Origin of the sequence: Microcoleus sp. EPA2, from assembly GCA_020882975.1 — a bacterium.
In the GTDB taxonomy this organism is placed as follows: domain Bacteria; phylum Cyanobacteriota; class Cyanobacteriia; order Cyanobacteriales; family Microcoleaceae; genus Microcoleus.
Window position 1 is genome coordinate 76,637 of sequence record JAHRFD010000016.1, and the last position, 23,739, is coordinate 100,375.

The 23,739-nt window shown below is 44.6% G+C and carries 6 protein-coding genes; all 6 read right to left on the minus strand.

Annotated features, from left to right (window positions below; translation table 11 throughout):
* Positions 1 to 412: 412 nt before the first annotated feature.
* The 6 genes from AAFP14_RS15760 to AAFP14_RS15785 all read right to left on the minus strand — a co-directional run bounded on the left by AAFP14_RS15760 (position 413) and on the right by AAFP14_RS15785 (position 23,703).
* Positions 413 to 5,806, minus strand: a complete 5,394-nt coding sequence (locus AAFP14_RS15760) for a trifunctional serine/threonine-protein kinase/ATP-binding protein/sensor histidine kinase (RefSeq protein WP_341733196.1) — start codon at positions 5,804 to 5,806, stop codon at positions 413 to 415.
* A gap of 203 nt (positions 5,807 to 6,009) precedes the next feature.
* Entirely contained in the window at positions 6,010 to 9,522 is a 3,513-nt protein-coding gene (locus tag AAFP14_RS15765; protein ID WP_341733197.1) for a PAS domain S-box protein, read from the minus strand.
* Positions 9,523 to 9,941: 419 nt separating this feature from the next.
* On the minus strand, positions 9,942 to 15,419 hold the full coding sequence (locus AAFP14_RS15770; protein WP_341733198.1) for a trifunctional serine/threonine-protein kinase/ATP-binding protein/sensor histidine kinase: 5,478 nt from the start codon (positions 15,417 to 15,419) through the stop codon (positions 9,942 to 9,944).
* Between the two features lie 75 nt (positions 15,420 to 15,494).
* On the minus strand, positions 15,495 to 21,020 hold the full coding sequence (locus tag AAFP14_RS15775) for a trifunctional serine/threonine-protein kinase/ATP-binding protein/sensor histidine kinase (RefSeq protein ID WP_341733199.1): 5,526 nt from the start codon (positions 21,018 to 21,020) through the stop codon (positions 15,495 to 15,497).
* Between the two features lie 218 nt (positions 21,021 to 21,238).
* Positions 21,239 to 22,252 carry a cytochrome d ubiquinol oxidase subunit II gene (cydB, locus tag AAFP14_RS15780; RefSeq protein WP_341733200.1) on the minus strand — a complete coding sequence of 338 codons (1,014 nt, stop codon included), beginning with the start codon at positions 22,250 to 22,252 and terminating at the stop codon, positions 21,239 to 21,241.
* 8 nt (positions 22,253 to 22,260) lie between these two features.
* Entirely contained in the window at positions 22,261 to 23,703 is a 1,443-nt protein-coding gene (locus AAFP14_RS15785) for a cytochrome ubiquinol oxidase subunit I (RefSeq protein ID WP_341733201.1), read from the minus strand.
* Positions 23,704 to 23,739: the final 36 nt, after the last annotated feature.

Genomic DNA, 23,739 nt, shown 5'->3' on the forward strand with positions numbered 1-23,739 from the left:
GCATTATACAAAGTGCGATCGCTAAGAGGATCGATGGCTAAGAACTATTTTATCCGATATTTTTTGCTAACAGGACTAAGGGAAAGTATTCTATAAATTCTGGTAACTATCTGATTTGATGGTTGATTGTTGACAATGCGCTTGGATCGGCGAAGTGCTGCCCCCCTCCCTTGTCCTGACCAGGAGCAATGACCACAGCGCCTTAACTGCCGGTTATTATAAGTGATATCGTTTCCGGCTAGATCGTCAGGTGATTTAACCGCAGAGAACACAGAGAACACAGAGAGAACCCAGAGAAATGAATACAGGACGATGAAGAGAGAAATTGATATGACGAGGCTCAGCTTCGTCCAAGGGTAGAAGGGTCCCAGGGCTAGGCATCACTACTGACTATTGACTATTGACAAAGCTGTTAGGATGTGACAGGAATAGCGATCGTAAACTCTGTACCCTCCATAGGATCTGAATTAACGGTAATTTTTCCACCATGCTTTTCCCCCACAATTTGACGGGCGATCGCTAATCCCAATCCTGTACCTTTACCCACCGCTTTCGTAGTAAATAAATGGTCAAATATTTTTTGTTTTACCTCTTCAGTCATCCCTTTACCATTGTCTTGAATGCGAATTAATGCTTGTCGATCTGCTGATAATTCGGTGGTGATTCTGATTTGGTTAGGTCGAGATCGAATCTCCTCATAAGCCCGCCCTTGATTGCTCTCATCGAGCGCATCGATCGCATTAGCCAACAAATTCATAAACACCTGATTTAACTGACCGACATAGCATTCTACTTGGGGCAAAATACCGTAATTTTTAATCACTTGAATTTCAGGGCGAGTTTCCGAAGCTTTGAGACGATGCTTGAGAATCATGATAGTGCTGTCGATGCCATCATGAATATTGCACGCCACAGGGCGATCGGTGTCTGCACGGGAGAAAGTTCGCAAGCTGGTGCTAATATCCCGAATTCGCTTCACACCTTCGTGCATGGAACCGAGCAGCTTGGGTAAGTCCTGTCGAATGTAGTCAAGGTCTAGGTTGTCAATTTCTGCTTCCATATCCAGATCCCGTTCGGGATACTTTTGTTGGTAAAGATCTATGATGCTAAACAAGTCACGGACGTAATCGAGGGCTGGTTGAATGTTGCCGCCGAGGAAGCCAATTGGATTGTTGATTTCGTGGGCGACACCGGCTACCAAATTGCCCAAGGCAGACATTTTTTCGCTTTGGATAACTTGGAGCTGAGAGTGTTCCAGCTCTTGGGCATAGGCTTGAGACTGGTGATAGAGTCGCGCATTTTCTAAGGAAATAGCCGCTTGGGTGCAGAGGAACTCGATCACCATCAGGCGCGATCTGGTGAATACGCCCTTGGTTTTTTGATTTTTCAGGTAAAGGATTCCGACTAGGTTTCCTTGGTTGAGAATTGGCAAGCAGAGGATGCTTTTGGGCTGGTATTGGATCAGGTAGTTGTCAATGACGGGTAGATCGGTTTCTAGGTTATTGATAACCACGACTGATTGTGTCCGCCGGACATATTGAATCAGTTGGATGGGAACGTCAGGGCTGTTTTCCAAAGCTTCTGAGCAGAGTTCTGTAGCTTCAATGGTTGATATGGCCCTCACTACCCAGATTTTGTCTAGGGGTAGGATTAATACGCATTTGTCAGCGCCGGCGTTTTGCAGAATGATTTGAGTTAGTTGTTTGAGCAGTTCGTTGAGTTGGATTTCGCTGGAGAGGGTTTGGGCGGCTTGGATCACCGATGCAAAGTCTAGTGTATCGGAAATGCTGCTGCTGGAGGCTTGGGTTGATGAGTGATTAATACTGGTGAGGGTTGCTAGGAGATTCAAGCTGGTTTGGGTTGATTGCAATAATATCTGCTGGAGCAGTTCGGGATAGCAGGTTTCTAAGTTTTCTACTTTGGCTTTGGCTCCCCAGCGGGCGTAGCAGTAGTAAGCTTCTGTCATGTAAGTTTGGGCGACTTTTTCCTTGCCCCATTCAAGGTAAAATTTAGCGCAGAGTTCGTTGGCTAGGGCTTCTTCGTTGAGAAATTGGTGTTCTTTTGCCAGGGCGATCGCGCGATCGTAATATTCGATCGCCTCTAACTTTTGTCCCAGAATGCGATACCGCTCTGCTTCCACCAAATCAAACTTGTGCAGATGATTTACCGGAGCATGATCCGCCCACTTTTTCATCTTTTCTTGGTTATGGGTGACTCGTTGCAGAATTTGTAGTTGTTCGAGTTCCGAGACGTGGGAATATATAGCTAAGTGGGCGAGAGAGTCATAGGTGTGAAAGATGGGAACTACGAACAGTCCTGTGGCACCACTGAGATGGTTTTCCGCTGCGATCGCCACTGTTACTGCCAGCTCGAACTTGCCAAACAGATAACACAGAAGCAGTTTGCTAATATGGAAATAGCAAAGAGCAGTTTGGTCGCCGGCTTTGTAAATTTCTGGCAATGTTTGCTCTTGATTGAAGGCATTTCCTCTCAGTTGCCATGGTTCAGAGCAATCGCCCATTAAATTCACAATTGCTTGCTGAAAAATGGTTAAATGACTCAAAAGACCTGCTTGATTAAGTTGAGTGAGTTGAACGCTGAAAGCAGCACTTTCCCGACCAAGATCGCCCAGCTCTGCACCCGCCAACCAAGAGTGCATGACGTAACCAAATGCACAAATTGTAGCTGATTCTAAGTCTCCCGTTTCCAGCCCGCTTTGATAGCCTTCCCGAAAATACGGTAAAGTATTCCGCAGTGGTTCTTTCCAATGTAATACACTACAATTAACTCCGACATAGGTGGCAGCTTTCTGCTCTTTAGCATTAAGCTGTTCCAGCAACGCTATTGCCAGTTGTCCAAACTGATAGCCAGTATCAATATCTCCCGCCACACCACAAAGCATCAGTCCGTAGTAGGCATAGCCTTTAGTAGAAAATGAGGTATTGCCGTATTGAAGCGACAAATTCACTTGCTCCAAGATAATAAATGGCAAAAGTGCTGGAGCAGCCACAAAGGCAGAAGCGGAAACACCTGAGAGAATGCGCATAGCAGCTAGTTTATGCGGTTCGGTCATCTCAGGCAAGACCATCAAGTCTGGTGGTTGCCTTCCATCCAGTAGGGAATTAGTGATGTCGAATGCTTGTGCAATGTCTGATTGGCTGGGTTGCTGTGGAAAACTGGTTCCCAGAGGCTCTAAAATCTTGATGGCAATCTGTACAGCTTCTAGAAAATTATGTTGAGCTTGAGCTGCTTGAATTTGAATTTCATAAACTTTGACTGTATCAAAAATGGTTCTAGCGTGTTCTAAGATAACTGGTATGAATGCTGCTACCTGTTCTGTGTTACCACTGAGATAGGCAGTTTCAGTCGCAGCTTCGTAAAGTAGTCGGGTGAGTTGGTATTGAGCTGTCCACCGATCCACAGCTAGCAAGCTGATGCCTGTGGTGGCATACTGAAATCCGGCGGTGTATGCTGTCGCCGATCGCGCTTTTTGTGTAGCTTGGAGATTGAGTTGGGCGAGTTGGGTTTGCTCAGATGGCTCAGCGATCAGGCTTTTGCCGATATTCAGTTGATTGACAATTTCAAACAGTTTTGCTTCCTGTTCTTCCCCGGATGCATGATTCAGCAACAGTTGCCCAATTTTGAGGTGAGTTATTTGTTTTTGTGCTTCAGGAATCAGAGAGTAAGCGGCTTGTTGGACGCGATCGTGTAAGAATTTGTAGATGAGTGTAGAAGGTTCCGCGTTCCGCACAAAGTGACTGTCATCCAGATAGAATTTGTACATTTCGCTGGTGGGGAGAATTAGCCCTTCTTCCAGTGCTTTCCAAAGTGCGATCGCGGTGGCAGTTTCAGATTGTTCGGAAACGATCGCCAGTGTATTCAAATCGAACTGATTGCCAATACAAGCAGCTAGCTTTAAAACGGCTTGGGTTTCTGGGGACAACTTTTGTAACTGTTGTGCCATGAACTCCACTACGTCCTCTGTCAATGCTTGCTCCCGGACTTTGATGATGTCGCACTCCCAATATCCAGCTTTTGAGTTAAAAGTAATCAATCCATCCTGATATAATGCCTTAAAAAATTGGGTAGTAAAAAACGGATTTCCTTTGGTTTTTTGGGCGAGTAGTTCTGTGAGTGGTTGGGCTGCATGAGGATTACAATTCAGCGTATCTGCCACGAGTTGATTCAAGCTACGGTGACTGAGGGGTGCTAAGGTAATGGTATTAATGGTTGCCCCTGTTTTACTGATTTCATTTATGGTCAACATCAAAGGATGAGCTAGGGAAACTTCATTGTCTCGATAAGCTCCTATAAGTAATAGAGACCCACTCTTAGACTCACTCATCAGGAGTTTCATCAAATCTAGTGAAGCGGAATCTACCCACTGTAAGTCATCCAAAAAGATTACTAATGGATGGTCTTTAGTGCTGAATAAAGACAAAAAATTATGAAATAAAACATGAAAGCGGTTTTGGGAGGCTACTCCTGATAATTCTGGGACTGATGGCTGTTTGCCAATTATACTTTCCAGTTCGGGAATAACATCAATAATGACTTGTGCACTGTCACCTAATGCTGACTGGATCTTGGTTTTCCAGACAGGAATTTGAGCATCTGATTCAGATAGCAGTTGCCCCATTAAGTTACGAAAAGCTTGCACAAAAGCACTAAAGGGTATGTTGCGATTGAATTGGTCGAATTTTCCTTTGATGAAATAGCCCCGTTGCCGAACTATGGGTTTATGAACTTCGTTGATGACGGCTGTTTTGCCAATTCCAGAAAAACCAGCCACTAACATAAGTTCCACTCCCCTTCCTTCTTTTTTGGTAGTGGGGTTAGCGACTCTTTCAAAGGCTTCTAAGAGTTGTTGAACTTCGGTTTCCCGCCCGTAGAGTTTTTCGGGAATAATGAAGCGATCGCAGATATCTCGTTGTCCCAGTTCAAATTGCTCTATTTTCCCGGTTTCTTGCCATTGTTTGAGACACTTTTGTAAGTCATACTTTAATCCCAAAGCACTTTGATAACGATCTTCGGCATTTTTTGCCATCAATTTCATCACCAGATCGGACAACACAGCAGGAATCTGCTCGCTAGCACCTAATGGTGGAGGATTTTTGGCAATATGACAATGTACCAATTCCATGAAATCGTCGGAAATAAACGGTAAGTGTCCAGCGAGTAGTTCAAAGAATGTTACTCCCAAAGAATACAGATCGCTACGGTAGTCTATGCCTCGATTCATTCTGCCAGTTTGTTCGGGAGAAATATAAGCAATTGTTCCTTCCAAAACTAGGGAATTTTTAATTTCAGAAATTTCTTTGGATAGTAGGGATGCAATGCTAAAATCAATCAGTTTGACTTGTTTAGTTTCTGGATTAATCAGGATGTTGGCTGGTTTGATATCTTTGTGGATGACATGGTTTTGATAAAGATAATGGAGGATGTCCGCAAGTTCCACAGCTACGGTCAAAAACTCTGCCAACTCCAAGGGATAAAATTTGACATATTCTCGCAGAGAAATGCCCCCAAAATCTTCCATAACTAAGGCATAACTGTGCTGATAGTTTTCTAAACACAAGGGACGAACAATGCCGACTATTGCGAGATTTTGGCCGATGGTATATTGGTTGCGGAAGTGCAATAAGTCGCTGAAGGTGGGGTATTCTTGTCGTAATATTTTAATCACAACTGGTTGTCTATCTGCCCGTCTCAAACCTCGATAAACTTCGCTTTTATAACCCTTGTAAACTCTTTCTATTAATTCATATTTAGGGAGGAGAGAACGGAAATTAGAATCATTTTTCATAGCGGTCGCCCTCAATTTTAAGCAGGTTTGTTAAAATTTAATTCTTTGACTGTTACAGTTGCGGAAAGTGACTATGTTGCAGAATCCCTCAATTTTTTTTAAAAACGCTAATCTGACCCACCCTACCCTGGGATATTAGTGATAGCTGTTGCATCCAAGACCAAGTTAGCTAGAACAAATGTCTACTTTTTTAAGACGACTGGCTAATTATAGCTGTCTCTAGGGTGCTGCAAGATGGGAATTTGGATCGCAAATTCTGTGCCGGTTTCCGGGTGGGAAAAGCACTGTAGGGTGCCTTTGTGTTTTTCAATAATGATTTGGTAACTAATTGACATCCCCATTCCCGTGCCTTGGCCAACTGGTTTGGTTGTGAAAAATGGATCGAAAATCTTTTCTTTGATAGGTGATGGAATGCCGATGCCGTTATCGATAATTTGGATATAAACATGGTTAGGTAATTTCATCCTTGTTATGATACAGATGGTACTGGGGTCTTGTTGTTGCTCAGCGAGCGATCGCCCCTCGTCTCGTTCTTCCAAGGCATCGATCGCATTGGTAAGAATATTCATGAATACCTGATTCAATTGTCCAGCAAAGCACTCGACTTCAGGTAAATTGCCATAATTTTTGACAATTTGAATTTCAGTACGCCCCGGTTTAGCCTTGAGGCGGTTTTGCAAAATCATTAACGTACTCTCAAGGCCATCGTGAATATCAACGGGCTTGAATTCCGATTCATCCAGGCGAGAAAACAAACGGAGGGACTTGACAATTTGGCGGATGCGTTCCGTTCCCACCTTCATGGAACTAAACAACTTGCGTAAATCTAGGCAGAGAAAATTCAAGTCCATGGTTTCTAGTTTCGCCGCGATCGCATCGCTCGGTTGAGGGTATTCTGCTTGGTACAAAGCCAGCAAATCCAGCAAATCTTGGGTATAGTCTCTTGCATGGACTACATTACCGTGAATAAAGTTCACTGGATTGTTAATTTCATGAGCAATTCCCGCAACCAACTGGCCTAAACTAGACATCTTCTCAGCTTGCACCATTTGAGATTGAGTGCGTTGCAGTTCCTTCAGAGCTTGTTGCAGATCCTGACTTTTAGCGCGACTTTCCGCATACAACTCCGCTTGATCGATCGCGATCGCCAATTGATCGCTGACAGCCTTCAACAGTTCCACTTCACTATCCGTCCAAGGACGAACCTGACAGTGATGCAAGCAGATAATCACCCCCATCCGCTGCGAATGAGTGCGGACTGGTAGCAGAATTTCTGACTGACAATTAAGAGTATTCAGAAACCCCCGGTGCACCTCTTCTTCATACAGTGCCACATCGTCAATACGGATAATTTCCATGTCGAGCAGCAATTGGTCAACAGGCCCAACAAAAGTAGGAGAATAAGACCCTATACCGCTAGCAATATCTGGGAGTCGAGCTTCTTCAATCACTTCCCAGATAGGAGATTCAGGGTCTGAATTGTACCAAGCAAAAGCACACTTATCAATGTCCATAAAATCTCGAATCGACTGAATAGTCGTAGCAATTACCGCATCCAAATCCAGGGAATTGTGAATCTGACTAACCAACTGATTTAGCAAAGTTTGGCGGTTAGCATAGTCCCTCAGAGCCGCTTCAGTAACCTTGCGATGACTGATATCAAAAGTAGTCCCAATCAACCGATAAATCTTACCATTACTATCTTTAACCGGATTGTGAGTAGTCACCCACCAAGACTTTTGCCCCTCAAACACGAGACATTCTTCATAACTGCCCGACCTTTCTGAAGCCAAACATTTTTCCAAGCGTTGACGCTCTAAAGCACCAGCTTCCACACCATAAATTTCTTCGGGAGTTTTGCCGCTAATATCCTGACTGCGCATACCCGATGCTGCTTCGGCCGCAGCATTCCAACCCACATAGCGAAACTGATTATCCGGCAAAACATCGATCGCAAATATCGGCTGATTTGCACCTTCATAAACAGTTCTCAGAAACTGCTCTTGCTCCTGAAGTTTGAGCTCCACAGCATGACGCTCCATTTCCGCCCCCACCCGCGCTGCAAAAAGCTGCAAAATAGACTTAGCAACACTCAGATTGCCCGTCAGCGGCTTAGTATCGAGAATTCCCAGATTACCCATTGCCCTACCGTGGGAATCCACGATCGCAACACCCAGATAACTTTCAGAACCCAAAGTAGCCAGCCTATCGGCATCAGGAAACCGCGCCATAAGTCGATCGGGAAAAACGCCCCAGGTTTCCCGAAACACCACGCCACAGGGCGTTCCTGCCAAGTCAAATTCATAAGGTTCCGCAAACCCCTCCCCCGTCCAGAGTGCTAACATTCTCAACTTACTAAAAGTCCGATCTACCAGTTCCGTAATGAAGGCATACTTGACTTGGCAAATTTCAGCCAGATGCTCTACGCAAGCGCGGAAAAACTCACCACCTGTCTGAGAAACAGTCCCTTCAACAATGAAGCGTAGGGCATTTTCTTGTTGTTTGCGATCGCTAATATCCCGTGCAATCGTTGAGAAATACTCAAGTTCTCCCGCTGGCGAGCGATGGGCCAAAATCAGTTGGGAAACAGGAACTTCCCGCCCATCTTTCCCTAAGATAGCTGTCTCGCCCAGCCAGCTACCCGATCGCATTGTTTCCGGTAAAGCTTCACCGAACATGAGCTGATTCACCCATGCTGGATGGTTGTCACTCAAGCTTCTGTGCGCGATGGCTTCCTCTGGCGGCAGCCCCACCATCTCTCTGGCGGCCCGATTCATATAAAGCACCTGGCCCTTGGAGTCAGCAGTACCCACAAAATCCGAAGTAGCTTCCAAAATTGATAATAAGCGAGCCTGCTCTTTTTGATCCCGTTTGCGATCGCTAACATCTCTCACCACACCTATCATAGAAATAGGCAGCCCCCCTGAATCTCGCAACACATCCCCCTGAGCCTCAATCCAGTGAATCGTGCCATCTGGGAAAATAGTTCGGTACTCAATTTGATAAACCTCTTCCCCATCTAGAGCTCGTTGGAGAGCCCGATTCACAGGTTCTAACTCATCGGGATGCAGCCTCTCCAAAAAAGCCGACAGCGAACCCCCAAAAGTACCCGCTTCTAACCCAAAAACCCTCTCCGCTTCCGCAGTCCAAGTAATCAAATTCGTTGCCACCTCCCAATACCAAACCCCCATTTTCGCAACACGGAGAGCAAGCTGTAACTGCTGCTGGCTTTCGCGCAAAGCTGTTTGGGTCGTTGTGCGATCGCCCAAATCACCATCGACACAGTAGAATTCGCTAATATCGATCGCCGTCACCACCAGCCTATCGATCTGCTGACAAGGGTTTCGCAGCGGGCTAACTGTCAGCCGCCACCAAACTTCCTCTTCACTGTGGCAAAAGCGTTCCTCAAAGCAAATGGATTTCCCCGATCGCACGCACTGACTATAGCGGTGGTGGTAAACTTTCGCCATCGCTTCCGGGAGGGCTTCGGTGACAGTCTGGCCCAGCAATTGCTCGACAGGGATCGGGCTAGTGCGGGCGATCGCCGGATTAAAGGCTGCGTACCGAAACTCTTGGCCTTGATCCAAAACATCCAGGACCCAAATCCCATAACTCACTTCTTCCCAAAGGTGCTGCCACAATTGAAGCTGATTTGGCGATACAGAAGGTGGTGGGCTTTGCCAATTTAGGTTGGTGATTTCTAGGGAGTTATCCATGATGAGCGCTTGGTCCGAGGGTGATGGTTTGGTGTTGAACGTGCTATTTTTTCCTGGTGTTTGAGCTGCGGGGCGATCCCACACAGAAAGTAGACTTTATTGTTATATATGGTACTTGAGAGATGAAGAGCGATCGCGAGCAGTTTTATTGGTGATTGTCCCCACAATTGATATTGTTTCCGGTTGCATCGTCAGGTGATTTAACCGGACCTAGAACGCTCCAGAACACAGAGGGAGATAAGAGAGATGAATACAGGACGATGCTACCGGATTTGATATGACGAACGTTCTCTGACTTAACGAGGGCAAAAATCGACGCGAAATTTGGCTGATGCACTCCTTCGCAACGGGCATGGGTAAATCTACAATTTCTCTCCCAGATATCCCAGGGACTTACTCGGACGATTAACACTTACTTGCTAGGGATGGATAGGAATTTTAATCATAAATTTCGTTCCCGTTCCTAGCGTAGACTGGGTTTCAATGATGCCACCATGTTTTTCGACAATAATTTGGCGGGCGATCGCCAATCCTAAACCCGTGCCTTTTCCGACTCCCTTTGTCGTAAATAAGTGGTCGAATATTTTCTGTTGCACTTCCTCGCTCATCCCCCGGCCATTATCAGCGATGGTAATCTGCACCTGGTTATCTCTCACAGAGGTTGTAATAGTGATGCGGTTGGGATTGGCTTCTATTTCTTCAAATTGCCGCCCGGTATTTGATTCATCTAAGGCATCGATCGCATTCGCCAGAATATTCATAAACACCTGATTGAGCTGTCCTGGAAAACACTGGATTTGAGGTAAATCCCCGTAGTTTTTAACCACGGCGATCGCCGGACGTTTTTCGTTGGCTTTGAGTCGGTGTTTGAGAATCAGAATAGTGCTGTCAATTCCTTCATGAATATTGAAAGGAACTTTATAATCTTTGTCGGCGCGGGAAAAAGTTCGCAAACTAACGCTGATGCCTTTGATGCGCTCGCATCCTATTTTCATCGAATTGAGCATATTTGGCAAATCTTTTAACATATATTCCAAGTCAATTTCTGAAGCTTTTTCTGTGACTTCTTCGCTGGAATATGGACATTTTTCTTGATATAAATGTATGTACTCTGTCAGGTCAACTACAGCCGCCAGCGCCTCCTTAATATTGCCAGCAATAAAGCCAAGGGGGTTGTTGATTTCGTGGGCAACCCCAGCTACCAGATTGCCTAATGCTGACATTTTTTCGCTCTGGACAATTTGTAATTGTGCTTGTTGTAAATCCACCAGCGCTTGTTGGGATTGTTGGTAGAGTCTGGCATTTTCAATGGAGATGGCTGCTTGGGAGGCAAGGACATTGATAACCTGTAGGCGATCGCTCGTAAATACCCCGCTCGTCAGTTTATTTTCTAGGTAAAGAATCCCCGCTAGATGACCTTGATTGATAATGGGAGTACATAATACACTCTGGGGTTGATGTCTTAACATATATTCCCCAATTAGTCCAGGAATTTCTGTTTGTAGGCGATCGATGATGACGGTTGTGTGAGTATTCTTGACATATTGAATGATTTTCCTAGGAACATCTGGACAAGTGTCTAGGGATTGGGAATCGAGAACAGTTTGGATTTCAGCTTCACCCTTGGCATGATGACTGACATAAGCAACTGCTCTCACTTGCCAAATCTCATCTTGAAGCAGAATCAGAGCTGTCTTTTTCGCCCCGGAGTTTTCTAAGAGAATGCGGGTGAGACTCGCCATCAATTCATCGAGTTGAATGCTACTAGAAATGGCTTGAGCTGCTTTGAGGACAGAAGCGAAATCTAGGGCATCGGAAATGCTGCTACTACTAGAAGCATGAGTAGAAGTAGAACTTATGGCAATAGAGGCAATGGTTTCTCTGGGATTGAGGCTGAGTCGCCGCTGTTGCAAAATCGGTTGCAGCAGTTGGGGATAGCGTTTTTCCAAATCCTCTACTTTGGCTTTTGCACCCCAGCGGGCGTAGCAGTAGTAGGCTTCCTGCATATAGGTTTGGGCAACTTTTGTTTTGCCCCAGTCTAGGTAGAATTTGGCGGCGAGTTCGTTGGCTAGTGCTTCTTCATGGAGAAACTGATTTTCTTGGGCGAGGGCGAGGGCGCGATCGAACTGTTCGATCGCCTCTGTTGTCTTGCCCAAAACTCGACTCTTTTCTGCTTCCACTAAATGCCACTTATGCAAATAATTCATCGGAGCATTTCTCGCCCACTGATGCAGGGTAGTTTGATGGGCTTCTACCCGAATCAAAACTTCGGCTTGCTCGGCTTTTGACTGTGCAGGAAACAGCGCTAGCTCTGTCAAGGGCGCATAGAAATGGAAAATGGGAACAAAAAACATCCCCGATACTGCCATAAAACAAGGCTGGACTTGGGCAACATAGTCTAGGGCTGCCCCATAATTACCGTAGGAATAGGCAAGTAGCAGCTTGAAGATGTAAACTTCTGCGATCGCCGTGGCTTCATGAGCCTGATGGTGCTTGGGAATCATCACCCTTTCATCGTAAGCAATTCCGATTAAGCACTCCGGTTGCATCGAGGCTTCCCTAAAATTCTGTCCCGTCTGCTCCGTCATATCCAAATAAGCCTGAGCCGAATACTGTTTTGCCTGGGCCAAAGCAGCGCTATAATCTGCTACTTCATGAGTCCAAGCGTCCAGGTTTACTCCTGTAAAAAAACAGTTATGGAAATAATTAAGTATGTTGTAGCCAGCGTATAAAAACTGACCAGTTTCCATCCCAGCCCTATAGCCATCTTTCACCATCAATCTCGTTGCCGAGAGAGCTGCTTGCTGATGATGAAGAAAGCTCCCAAAAATAGATAAAACTGCTGACTTGAATTCTTGGAGGTTAAACTGCTCTAGCAAGCTCAGCGCCAACAGCCCAAAGCGATAGCCCGTTTCCGCCTGCCCCAAAAAGGCAGATAGTACCATGCCATAACCCGCATATCCCATTGTCGATACCGGTGCGTTGCCAAATTGGAGAGACAAACTCACCATCGTGGAGCAAAGCAGAGGCAGTAACCCCGGCATCCCCATCAGAATAGGTGCAAACAACATTCCCATCAGTTGCATAGCCGCGATCGTGTGGGCATCGCTCATCACTGGCAGGTTAGCTAGTTCCTCAATCTGTTTGTCACTGAGTTGACTGCCAACGGTTTGTAGCGCTTGGCCCGTCTTGGCTTCGTCAGGGGCGTTGGGTAATTCCACTCCCAATTGCGCCAAGGCATTTCTACCAACGGCGATCGCTTCTAAAATTTGGCTCTGGGCGGTAAGGGCAGCGATTTGAATTTCGTAAATTTTAAATTTGTCTAAAATTGTTTGAGCTTGTTGCAATACCAGGGCTGCCCTCTGTTCCATGTCCTCAAATTCGCCATTCAAATAAGCGGCTGCGGTAGCAGCGACATAGAGATTCAACGTCAATTCATACTGATTTTGCCAGCAGTGGATCTGTAGTAGCTCTATCCCGGTTTGCAAATAGATTACTGCGGCAGAGTATGCCGTAGAATTTTTGGCTTTCTGTCCAGCTTTTAGGTTGAGTTGAGCTAAGGCTTCCCGATCGAGCAGTGAACCAATCAAATTTTGTCCTAAATTCAAATGTCCGACAATCTCAAACAGTTTTTCTTCTCTTTCTGTCTCTGAATAATTTTGTTGCAGCAATTGCCCAATCTGGAGATGAGTGGCTGGTTTTTGGTCTGCGGGAATCAAGGAGTAAGCAGCTTGTTGGACGCGATCGTGCAGAAACTTATAGGTAGCATTAGCACCCGGTTGGGCGATCGCACTACCCTCGGAGTCAGCAAAAAACTTATAGACTTCAGTAATCGGAATAATCAACCCAGACTGCAACGCTTTCCATAACAAAGCAGCAGTAACATCCGGCAACTGCTGACTGACTATCGCCAAAGCATTAAGTTCAAACTTTCCCCCCATGCAAGCCGCCAGTTTCAAAACCTCTTGAGTCTGGGGCGGCAACTTCTGCAATTGCAGTGCCATAAACTCCACCACATCATCAGTAAGAGCCAAAGCTTTAACTTGAGCAATGTCACACTGCCACCCCCCTTGGCTTCCCCCCTTACTCAGGAGGGATTGAGGGGGGTGAAAAGTAATCAGCTTATCTTCATGTAACGCCTTGAGAAACTGAGTGGCAAAGAAAGGATTACCTTGGGTTTTTTGATACAATAATTCTGTCAAAGGTAGAGCCAACTCGGCATCACATTTCAATGTATCAGCCACCAATTGATTGGTATCTGCCCAACTCAAAGGTAGCAGGGTAATTGTATTCACTGTTGCGCCATTTTTGACAAGTTCATCCACTGTCAATAGGAAAGGGTGGGCGGGGAATACTTCATTATCTCGATAGGCTCCCAACACTAATAAATACCCGGTCTCCTGCATCAATAATTGCAATAAATTCAGCGATGCCAAATCGGCCCACTGTAAGTCATCCAAAAATATCACTAAAGGATGTTCAATGCTAGTAAATATTTGCACAAAGTTCTGCATCAGCAGATGGAAGCGATTTTGGGCTGCACTGCCGGAGAGTTCTGGTGCTGCGGGTTGAGTACCGATGATATTTTCTAATTCTGGAATTACCTCAATCAAGACTTGTCCGTTTTCTCCAACTACTTCTATAATCTTGGCTTTCCACCGTTGCAGTTGAGCATCCGATTCTGATAGTAATTGTCCCATCAAATCTCGGAAGGCTTGGACAAAAGCACTGAAGGGAATATTGCGATTAAACTGGTCAAACTTGCCTTTGATGAAGTAGCCGCGTTGCCGCACAATTGGCTTATGGACTTCGTTGACTACCGCTGTTTTGCCGAGGCCGGAAAAACCTGCAACTAGCATCATTTCACTCCCTCTTGGCTCCCCCTTGCCCTGGGGGGGTTGGGAGGGGTTAGCCACCCTGTCAAAAGCTTCTAGAAGTTCCCTAACTTCAGATTCCCGCCCGTAGAGTTTTTCGGGGATCGTGAAGCGATCGCAAATATCCCGTTTGCCAATTTCAAAACCCTCTATTTTCCTGGTTTCTAGCCATTGGTGGAGACAGTGTTCTAGATCGTGTTTTAATCCCAGAGCACTCTGATACCGATCTTCGGCATTTTTTGCCATCAGTTTCATCACGATTTCAGCCAAAACTTGAGGAATTTCCTCACCGATGTTTGATAACCCATTGCCCCTGGCCAGCGGTGGCTGTTTAGCAATATGACAATGCACTAACTCCATCGGATCTTCGGAAATAAATGGTAAGTTTCCCGTCAGTAATTCAAACAAAGTTATTCCCAAAGAATACAGATCGCTGCGGTAGTCTATACCTCGGTTCATCCGTCCTGTTTGTTCGGGAGAAATATAAGCCAAGGTGCCTTCTAATCCGCTGGGATTTTTGATTTCTGGGGTTTCTTTGGGTAGCAGGGAAGAAATACTGAAGTCAATGAGTTTAACTTGTTTAGTTTCTGGATGAATCAGAATGTTGGCTGGTTTAATATCTTTGTGGATGACACGGTTTTGATACAAATAGTGGAGGATGTCGCTAAGTTGCAGGGCTATTTCCAAAAACTCTGTTAATTCTAAGGTATGGGTTTTGGTATATTCTCGGAGAGAAATTCCCCCAAAATCTTCCATGACTAAGGCATAACTGTGGCGATAGGTTTCTAAACATAAGGGACTGACGATGCCTGGATTCTGGAGGTTTTTGGCGATGATATATTGGTTGCGAAAATTCAACATTTCCCCAAAACTGGGATATTCTTGTCGTAATATTTTAATGACTACTGCTTGTTTATCTGCTAATTTCCGAGCGCGACAGACTTCGGTCTTAGTACCTTGATAAAGGGTTTCTGTTACTTGGTAGCCCTTCAAAGATAGCTGGGTATTAAAATCGTTTTTCATGACCTTTTCCTAGTTTTTATTAATTTAAAAGTGAAAATTTTATCAAAATTTGAATCAGTTACTGGCGCTTCTTAACTATTGGCAATCTATGGGTATTTTGATGATAAATTCAGTTCCTTTTTCGAGCCGAGATTGGGTTTCAATGCTGCCACCATGTTTTTCGACAATAATTTGGCGGGCGATCGCCAATCCTAAACCCGTGCCTTTTCCGACTCCCTTCGTCGTAAATAAGTGGTCGAATATTTTCTGTTGCACTTCCTCGCTCATCCCCCGGCCATTATCAGCAATTGTAACTTGTACCTGGTCCTCTACCACACAAGTTTTAACGGTAATTTGGTTAGGTTTTGCTTGAATTTCGGCAAAACTCCGTCCCGTATTTGATTCATCTAAGGCATCGATCGCATTTGCCAGAATATTCATAAATACCTGATTGAGTTGTCCGGGATAACACTTAACTTCCGGTGTTTTTCCGTACTCAGTGACTACGGCGATCGCCGGACGTTTTTCGCTGGCTTTGAGTCGGTGTTTGAGAATCAGAATAGTGCTGTCAATTCCTTCATGAATATTAAATAATACTTTGTAATCTCGATCGGCGCGGGAGAAAGTTCGTAAACTGGTACTGATATTTTTCAGGCGATCGCAAGCCATAGCCATTGAATTAATGACTTTAGGCAAATCTTCTAAACTATATTCCAAGTCGATTTCATCGGCATGATCGAGAAGGGATGCACCGGGATTGGGGATAGTTTCTTGATACAATCTTACGTGTTCGATCAACTCGGCAACGGTGGGTTTGGCTTGTTGGAGGCTGGCGGAAATAAAACCCAGAGGGTTATTCATTTCATGAGCGACTCCGGCGACTAAGTTACCGAGGGCTGACATTTTTTCGCTCTGTACAATTTGTAATTGTGCTTGTTGTAAATCCACCAGCGCTTGTTGGGATTCTTGGTAGAGTCTGGCATTTTCAATGGAGATGGCTGCTTGGGAGGCAAGGACATTGATAATCTGTAGGCGATCGCTCGTAAATACCCCGCTCGTCAGTTGATTTTCTAGGTAAAGAATTCCCGCTAGATGACCTTGATTGATAATGGGAGTACATAATACACTCTGGGGTTGATGTCTTAACATATATTCCCCAATTAGTCCAGGAATTTCTGTTTGTAGGCGATCCATCAAAACAGTTTCTTGGGTATTTTTGACGTAATTGATAATGGTTAGGGGGAGATTTTCACAAGTATCTAGAGGTTGGGAATCAAGCCGAGTTTCGATTTGTTCTGGAGCATTTGTGTGACGAGTAATGGAGGTAATTGCTCGGACTTGCCATGTCCGATCTTGGGGGAGTATCAGTGCTGATTTTTTCGCCCCTGAGTTTTCCAGCAGAATGCGGGTGAGATTTCCCATCAATTCTTCTATTTCGATGGAACTAGAGATGGCTCGCGCTGCTTTGAGCACGGAGGTAAAGTCTAGTGCATCGGATATGGTACTGCTGCTGTGAGTGGTGGAAATTAAAGTCCGGCTAACGGTGGCGATCGTTTCTAGGGGATGGAAGTTGAGTTGTCGTTGGTGCAGGATTGGTTGTAGCAGTTGGGGATAGCGTTTTTCCAAGTCGTCGGTTTTGGTTTGGGCTCCCCAACGGGCGTAGCAGTAGTAGGCTTCCTGCATATATCCGGCGGCGAGTTTTTCTTTGCCCCAATTTAGGTAAAATTTGGCTGCGAGTTCGTTGGCTAGGGCTTCTTCATTGAGATATTGGTTTTCTTTGGCGAGGCAAATAGCGCGATCGTACAATTCGATCGCCTCGGCTTTATTACCCAAGACTCGATGTTGTTCCGCTGCAACTAAATCAAACTTGTGGAGAAAATTTGCTGGAGAATATTGAGCCCATGCCTGCATTTTTTGCTGATTTTCTGCCACCTGTGTCAAATTGGGCGATCGCCCAACATCCCCCCTAGCAGATTGCGGTTCCATCGGGGTCGAAAAATCCTGCCCCAGCAGAGAAAGTGAATAATAAAAATTATGGGCCGCCAGCATGGGTAAACCCAAGGCTGCTTCTTGGCTAGCAACGGCTTTCGAGGCACTCTCACAGGCGCAGTTATAATCTTCTAATATGTAGGACCAAATCAGCTTTGCCACATGAAAAGAAAATAATGACTGATGGCTTTGATTCGCTTCTAAATAAGATAAAATTTGTTGTTCATTAAAATAATCTGCGCTCGACTCTAACTGATTTGCCACGGATTTTTGCAAATTTCTACTGAGTTGCAACCAGATTTTACAATCGTAAATCGAATGTTCTTGCTTCAGTTTTAATGCCAAATTAAAATAGCTGTTTTGATGGTTAACTAACACTTCCAAATGTTCCCCACTCAAAAATAGGTAGTTTAAGTAGGCCAGAATACAGTAACTACTATGTTCAATATCACCGACTTCGATTCCGGCCATAATTCCCGCTTTTAATGCCAATAATGACACTCTGATATGCTCGTGACACGGAGCGACAAACACTCCAAATACCAAATTAACTTTGGAGACAATTTCTCTAGCATTATATTGTTCTAAGATACTTAAACCTAATTTACCAGCCGCATTAGCTGCTACTACATCTTGTTTTACAGACCACAAATACAAGCCATAGAGCTCACAAGCATAGGCAGCTAATTCTGAATAACCAAAGCGATCGCAAAGATTCATCATAGCTTGCACAATTCCCGGAAATAATTCAGGTTGCGTGCGGTGAACAGGAGGTGTAATTGCAATCAAAATCCTGAAAGCTGCCAGTTGGTAGGGATCGGTCATTTGGGGAACTTGAGCCAATTCTGTGACAGCAGGGAGTTGAAAGTTCATGCTTTGGGCCTCTGTTTGGCTCAATAAAATCACTCCTAACTTCGACAGCAACTCCACTCCTTTTTCAATGGCTGTCAGCAGTTTACCTTCAGCAATATAAATCTGCACCACAAGTTCCGAAGATTTGAGCTGTTCTAATAAACTGGCTGTATTTTGCAAAATTATTTGGGCAAAATTTCTTGCCTCATCAAAGTTAGTATTGAGATATTCCACTTCTGCGCTTTCCTCGTGCAGCGCTAGGGTCAATTCGTGCTCAGTGTGCCAACTATCAACAGCCAGCAGTGTTAAACCAGCCCTCAAATAAGCGATCGCCGCTGCATAAGCCGTTGCTATCTTAGCTTTGCGTCCAGCCATCAGATTCAATTGAGCCAGTCGATCTCGCTCCACCTCCGCAGTTATCAACTCGGCTCCCATATTCAATTGATTGACAATTTCAAAAATCCTCTGTTCTTGTTGTTGATCCGAAGTATTTGCGAACAACAGTTGCCCAATTTTTAAGTGGGTTTCCTGTTTTTGGCGATCGGGAATTAAGGAATAAGCAGCTTGTTGTACCCGGTCATGTAAAAATTTATAAGTAATAGTCAATTCGGCGGAATTATTATAATTTTCCGAGGTGGCTGATTTAGCTTGATAAAATTTATAAATTTCGCTGTTAGGAATTACTAAGCCTTCCTGTAAAGCTGGCCACAAATCGCTAGCAGCATCCGTTGGGGATTTTTCAGCGACGATGGCCAAGGTTCCTAGATCGAATTGATTGCCAATCGCCGCTGCTAGTTTCAGGATTGACTGGGTTTCTGGTGGCAATTTTTGCAATTGCCCTGCCATGAACTCGACTATATCATCGGTTAATGCTAACTCTTTGATCTGGGCAATTTTACATTGCCATCCCCCCCTCTGTCCCCCGTTAGTGTTGGTTAAAGGGGTAAAGGTAATCAAACCATCCCCATGCAATACCTTGACAAACTGGGTGGTGAAAAAGGGATTACCCAGGGTTTTTTGATACACCAAATCGGTGAGGGGTTGTGCGATCGCTACCGAACAGTGGAGGGTATCGGCAATCAGGTGATTGATATCCGAGTGATTTAGGGGTGCTAGGGTGATAGTGTTGACTGTTGCCTTGGCTTTGCGAATTTCCTCTAAGGTCAACATTAAGGGATGTGCGGGAAAAATTTCGCGATCGCGATAAGCTCCAATCAGCAGTAGATGCCTAGTATCAGCTTCAGTCATCAGCAATTTGAGTAAATTCATAGATGCTGAATCCGTCCACTGCAAGTCATCTAAAAAAATCACCAATGGATGCTCTTTGGTACTCAGAAGTTTAATGAATTTTTGAAACAGTAAATTGAAGCGATTTTGAGCTGCGGTGCCAATAAGTTCGACCACCGGTGGTTGTTTACCAATAATTTTTTCTAATTCTGGAATCACTTCAATAATCAGTTGGGCATTATCACCCAAGGCTGCTAAAATTTTGTGTTTCCACGCTTGTAATTGAACGTCTGTTTCACTGAGGATTTGCCCCATTAAATCTCGAAAGGCTTGCACAAAGGCAGAAAGTGGAATATTGCGCTGGAATTGATCGTATTTGCCTTTAATGAAATAGCCTCGCTGTCTGACAATCGGCTTATGAACTTCATTAACCACCGCCGTTTTACCGATGCCAGAGCAGCCCGCTACCAGTATCAGTTCACTCTCCGATAAATGGGAACCCTCGTCGCCCCCATTAATAACCTGAGCTTGAGAAGACTCCCTTATTAACGGTAGTTTCGCGGGTTTTCCTGATGCAATCCGTTCAAATGCTGCCAGTAGAGTTTGGACTTCTAATTCCCGTCCGTAAAGTTTCTCTGGAATTATAAATCTGTCTGTAATATCCTGTTTTCCTATGGGAAAACACTCTATTTTGCCAGTTTTTTGTAATTGCACTCGACACTTTTCTAGGTCGTGCTTCAGTCCTAATGCACTCTGATAACGGTCTTCGGCATTTTTTGCCATCAGTTTACTGACAATTTCTGATAAAACTAGCGGGATTTCTGGATTTACTTCATGGATCGGCATCGACTGTTTAGCTAGATGACAATGCACCAATTCCATCGGGTCGTCTGATACAAAAGGTAAAGTTCCTGTCAATAATTCATAGAAGGTAACACCTAGGGAATAAAAGTCGCTACGGTAATCAATGCCGCGATTCATTCTCCCGGTTTGTTCTGGAGAAATATAGGCTAATGTTCCTTCGAGAATCTTGGGATTCAAAATTTCTTGGGTTTCTCTCGGCAATAGTGAAGCGATACTAAAATCAATGAGTTTGACTTTTGTGGTGTGGGGATTAATTAAAATATTTGCGGGTTTGATGTCTTTATGAATTACTCGTTTTTGGTAGAGATAGTGAAGAATATCAGCTAGTTGCAGAGCTAGGTTAAGAAATTCTGTTAAAGATAAATATTTATGAGGTTGATTTCGATCTGTTGCTGCTTTAAGATAAGTAGAGAGGGAGACTCCCCCAAAGTCTTCCATGACTAGGGTATAGCTATTGTTGTATGGTTCTAGGCTCAGGGGTTTAATGATGCTAGGGAGATTGAGATTTTTGGCGATGGTGTACTGGTTGCGAAAACCCAGGATCTCGTTGAAGTTGGGGTATTCGTTCCGCAGTATTTTGATGACGACTGGATGGCGATCGCTAGTACGGATTGCTCGATAGACTAGGGTTCGCGTACCTGTATAAAGTTGCTCTGTAATCTGATAACCCAATACATTTGTTACATCCATAGCTCCTTCCTCTTCTATTACACAACAGTAGAATTAGAACCTGCGGTTCCATTCCATTCTATTTTATTATTTAATAGGGATAGTGATCTAAAACACTGTTGCGTAAGTTGTGATGGTATCAGAAAAGAATAATTTATAATTTTTAACCGCAGATACACGCAGGTATACGCAGATATAGAGTGGGAATTATCTACGTATACCTGCGTGTATTTACGGTTTTATTCTCCGTAGTGTCCGCCAGCAACCTTACCCCGAAACACCACATAATTGTAGATGTTGTAGAAAATCATAATCGGGATCAGAAAGCCAATAAACACAATCATAAATACCAGGGCGCTGGGCGCAGCCGCCGCTTGATAAATCGTGAGTTGCGTGGGAATTATGTACGGAAAAACAATCAATCCCAAGCCGATAAAACTCAGCAAAAAAATCAAAATTGTCCAGACAAACGGCGTGCGTTCTTCTTTCCTTTCTAGACTTCTTAGCAAGAGTCCAACTAGCAACAATCCCAGCACAGGAATTGTCGCAAAGACATAAACTAGCGGTTTCTCGAACAATCTTGCTCTGGTACTTTCATAAAAAATGGGAGTGGCGATGGTAATCAAAATGGCTCCGATTAATGTCGTCACGGCCGCAATTTTAGCGGTGCGATAGTGAGTGGTTTGCAGTTCCCCATCTGTTTTCATGATCAGATAGGTAGAACCAATCAAAACGTAACCTTGAACTAACGTTAAAGCCACTAAGATCGATCGCCAATCCAGCCAATCCCAAGTAGTACCCACAAAGTGACCTGCTTCATCCACCGCAATGCCTTCGAGCACCGCACCGAGGGCAAATCCTTGAGCTAAAGCAGCCAGAAAACTACCGGCCCCGAAGGCATAATTCCAGAATAACTTCCGATTAGAATGCTCGCGAAATTCAAAGGCTACAGCCCGAAATATCAACCCAAAAAGCATCATACAAATGGGTATGTACAAGGCAGTTAAAATCGTGCCATAAGCTAGCGGAAAAGCCCCAAATAAAGCGCCTCCCATCAAAACTAACCAAGTTTCGTTAGCATCCCAAACATTGCCCAAACTTGTCATTAAAATGCCCCTGCGTTCATCGTCATCAGCAGTCAGAGACAAGATTCCTACTCCTAAATCAAAACCGTCTAGCATGACGTAGAGTAATAGAAATAGACCCAAAATTACGAACCAGACTTGCGGGAGAAAATGCTCCAAAGCTTGCATAAAATCTCCTATTGTTGTGCTTCTGCGGGACGTTGATCGGGAATGTGTTCTGCGGGTTCAGTTTCGATGGCTGGTTGATTGTCTAAACCTGGCACTGGCAGATTTAAATTAGGCCCTTTGCGGATAATGCGGCTGCCAAAATACATGGCACAAACAAACAAAAAGCTGTAAATAGCTGCAAAGAAACTGAGGGAAGTTAAAACATTGCTAGCGGGGATGTTTGACACCGCATCAGCCGTGCGAATTTGCCCGTATAAAGCCCAAGGTTGTCTACCGACACAGCGGACAATCCAACCTGATTCTACAGCTATATAACCTAGGGGCGCTGCTAATACCCAAGCGCGCATTAGCCAAGGTTGACTCCTGATATTTTCTGGGGAAAGTTTGCCTCGACTCCACTGAATTGTACTGAATAGCATCAATCCTACAAACAAGAAGCCAATGCCGGACATAATACGGAAACAATAGTAGATTAAACCTACCATTTTGGGTCTATTTTCTGGCAGCCATTCTTTTAATCCTAGGACTGGTTCGGAGAGTTTTTCTTTGAATTCTAGAACGTATCCCAAGCCATTGGGAACTTTGATTTCCCAGTCATTTTTTTGGGCTTTTTCATTAGGAAGAGCCATTAAAGTCCAATCGGCGGAACTTCCGGCTGGGGAGGTTTCCCACTTAGCTTCGATGGCTGCTAATTTTGTGGGCTGATAGTGATAGACTTGTTCGGCGCTCAAATGTCCGATGAATATCTGTAAAGGTGCAACGGCAATGGCGGTAGCTATGGCAATCTTTAAAGATTTGGAAAAAAAGGCTTCGTTGCGCTTATTCAGAATGTACCAAGCGCTAATTCCTCCAATGACAAACAGCGAAGTTTCTAGCGTCGCAAAAAACATATGGAGAACGCTGTTTAAGGCAAAGGGGTTGAGAATTGCTTGGAAATAATCGCTGACAACAAACTTGCCGTTAACCATTTCTCCGCCGGCGGGGGTTTGCAGCCAAGAGTTAGCGATGAGAATCCAGACTGTTGATAGGTTTGCGCCGAAGGCTACCATGATTGTAGCAATGTAGTGGACGATCGGGTGAACGCGCCCCCAACCAAACAGCATAATTCCTAAAAAGCCGGCTTCTAGCATAAATGCCATGGAAGCTTCAAAGCCTAAAATACTGCCAAAAAAGTCACCCACTGCTTCGGAAAATGGTGCCCAATTTGTGCCGAATTGAAACTCCATGGGAATGCCGGAAGCTACTCCAATACCGAAGTTTAAGACATAGAGTTGAGACCAAAAACGAGCATGATGGTAATAGTCAGGATTGCGAGTTTTTAGCCACATTCCCTCAACAATTACCAGATAAATTCCCATTCCCGTAGTGAGAACTGGCCACAGCATATGAAATATAGCGGTTAGCGCAAATTGCATTCGCGATAGGGCTACGGTGTTAGATAAGATATCCATGTTTTTTTTGTATCCTTTGGTCAGTTCAATAGGGAT

Excerpts from the sequence above, each read along its gene's own strand:
- AAFP14_RS15760 (WP_341733196.1), bottom strand. The coding sequence starts at position 5,806 with ATGAAAAATGATTCTAATTTCCGTTCTCTCCTCCCTAAATATGAATTA.
- AAFP14_RS15770 (WP_341733198.1), bottom strand. The coding sequence starts at position 15,419 with ATGAAAAACGATTTTAATACCCAGCTATCTTTGAAGGGCTACCAAGTA.
- cydB (WP_341733200.1), bottom strand. The coding sequence starts at position 22,252 with ATGCAAGCTTTGGAGCATTTTCTCCCGCAAGTCTGGTTCGTAATTTTG.
- AAFP14_RS15775 (WP_341733199.1), bottom strand. The coding sequence starts at position 21,020 with ATGGATGTAACAAATGTATTGGGTTATCAGATTACAGAGCAACTTTAT.
- AAFP14_RS15785 (WP_341733201.1), bottom strand. The coding sequence starts at position 23,703 with ATGGATATCTTATCTAACACCGTAGCCCTATCGCGAATGCAATTTGCG.
- AAFP14_RS15765 (WP_341733197.1), bottom strand. The coding sequence starts at position 9,522 with ATGGATAACTCCCTAGAAATCACCAACCTAAATTGGCAAAGCCCACCA.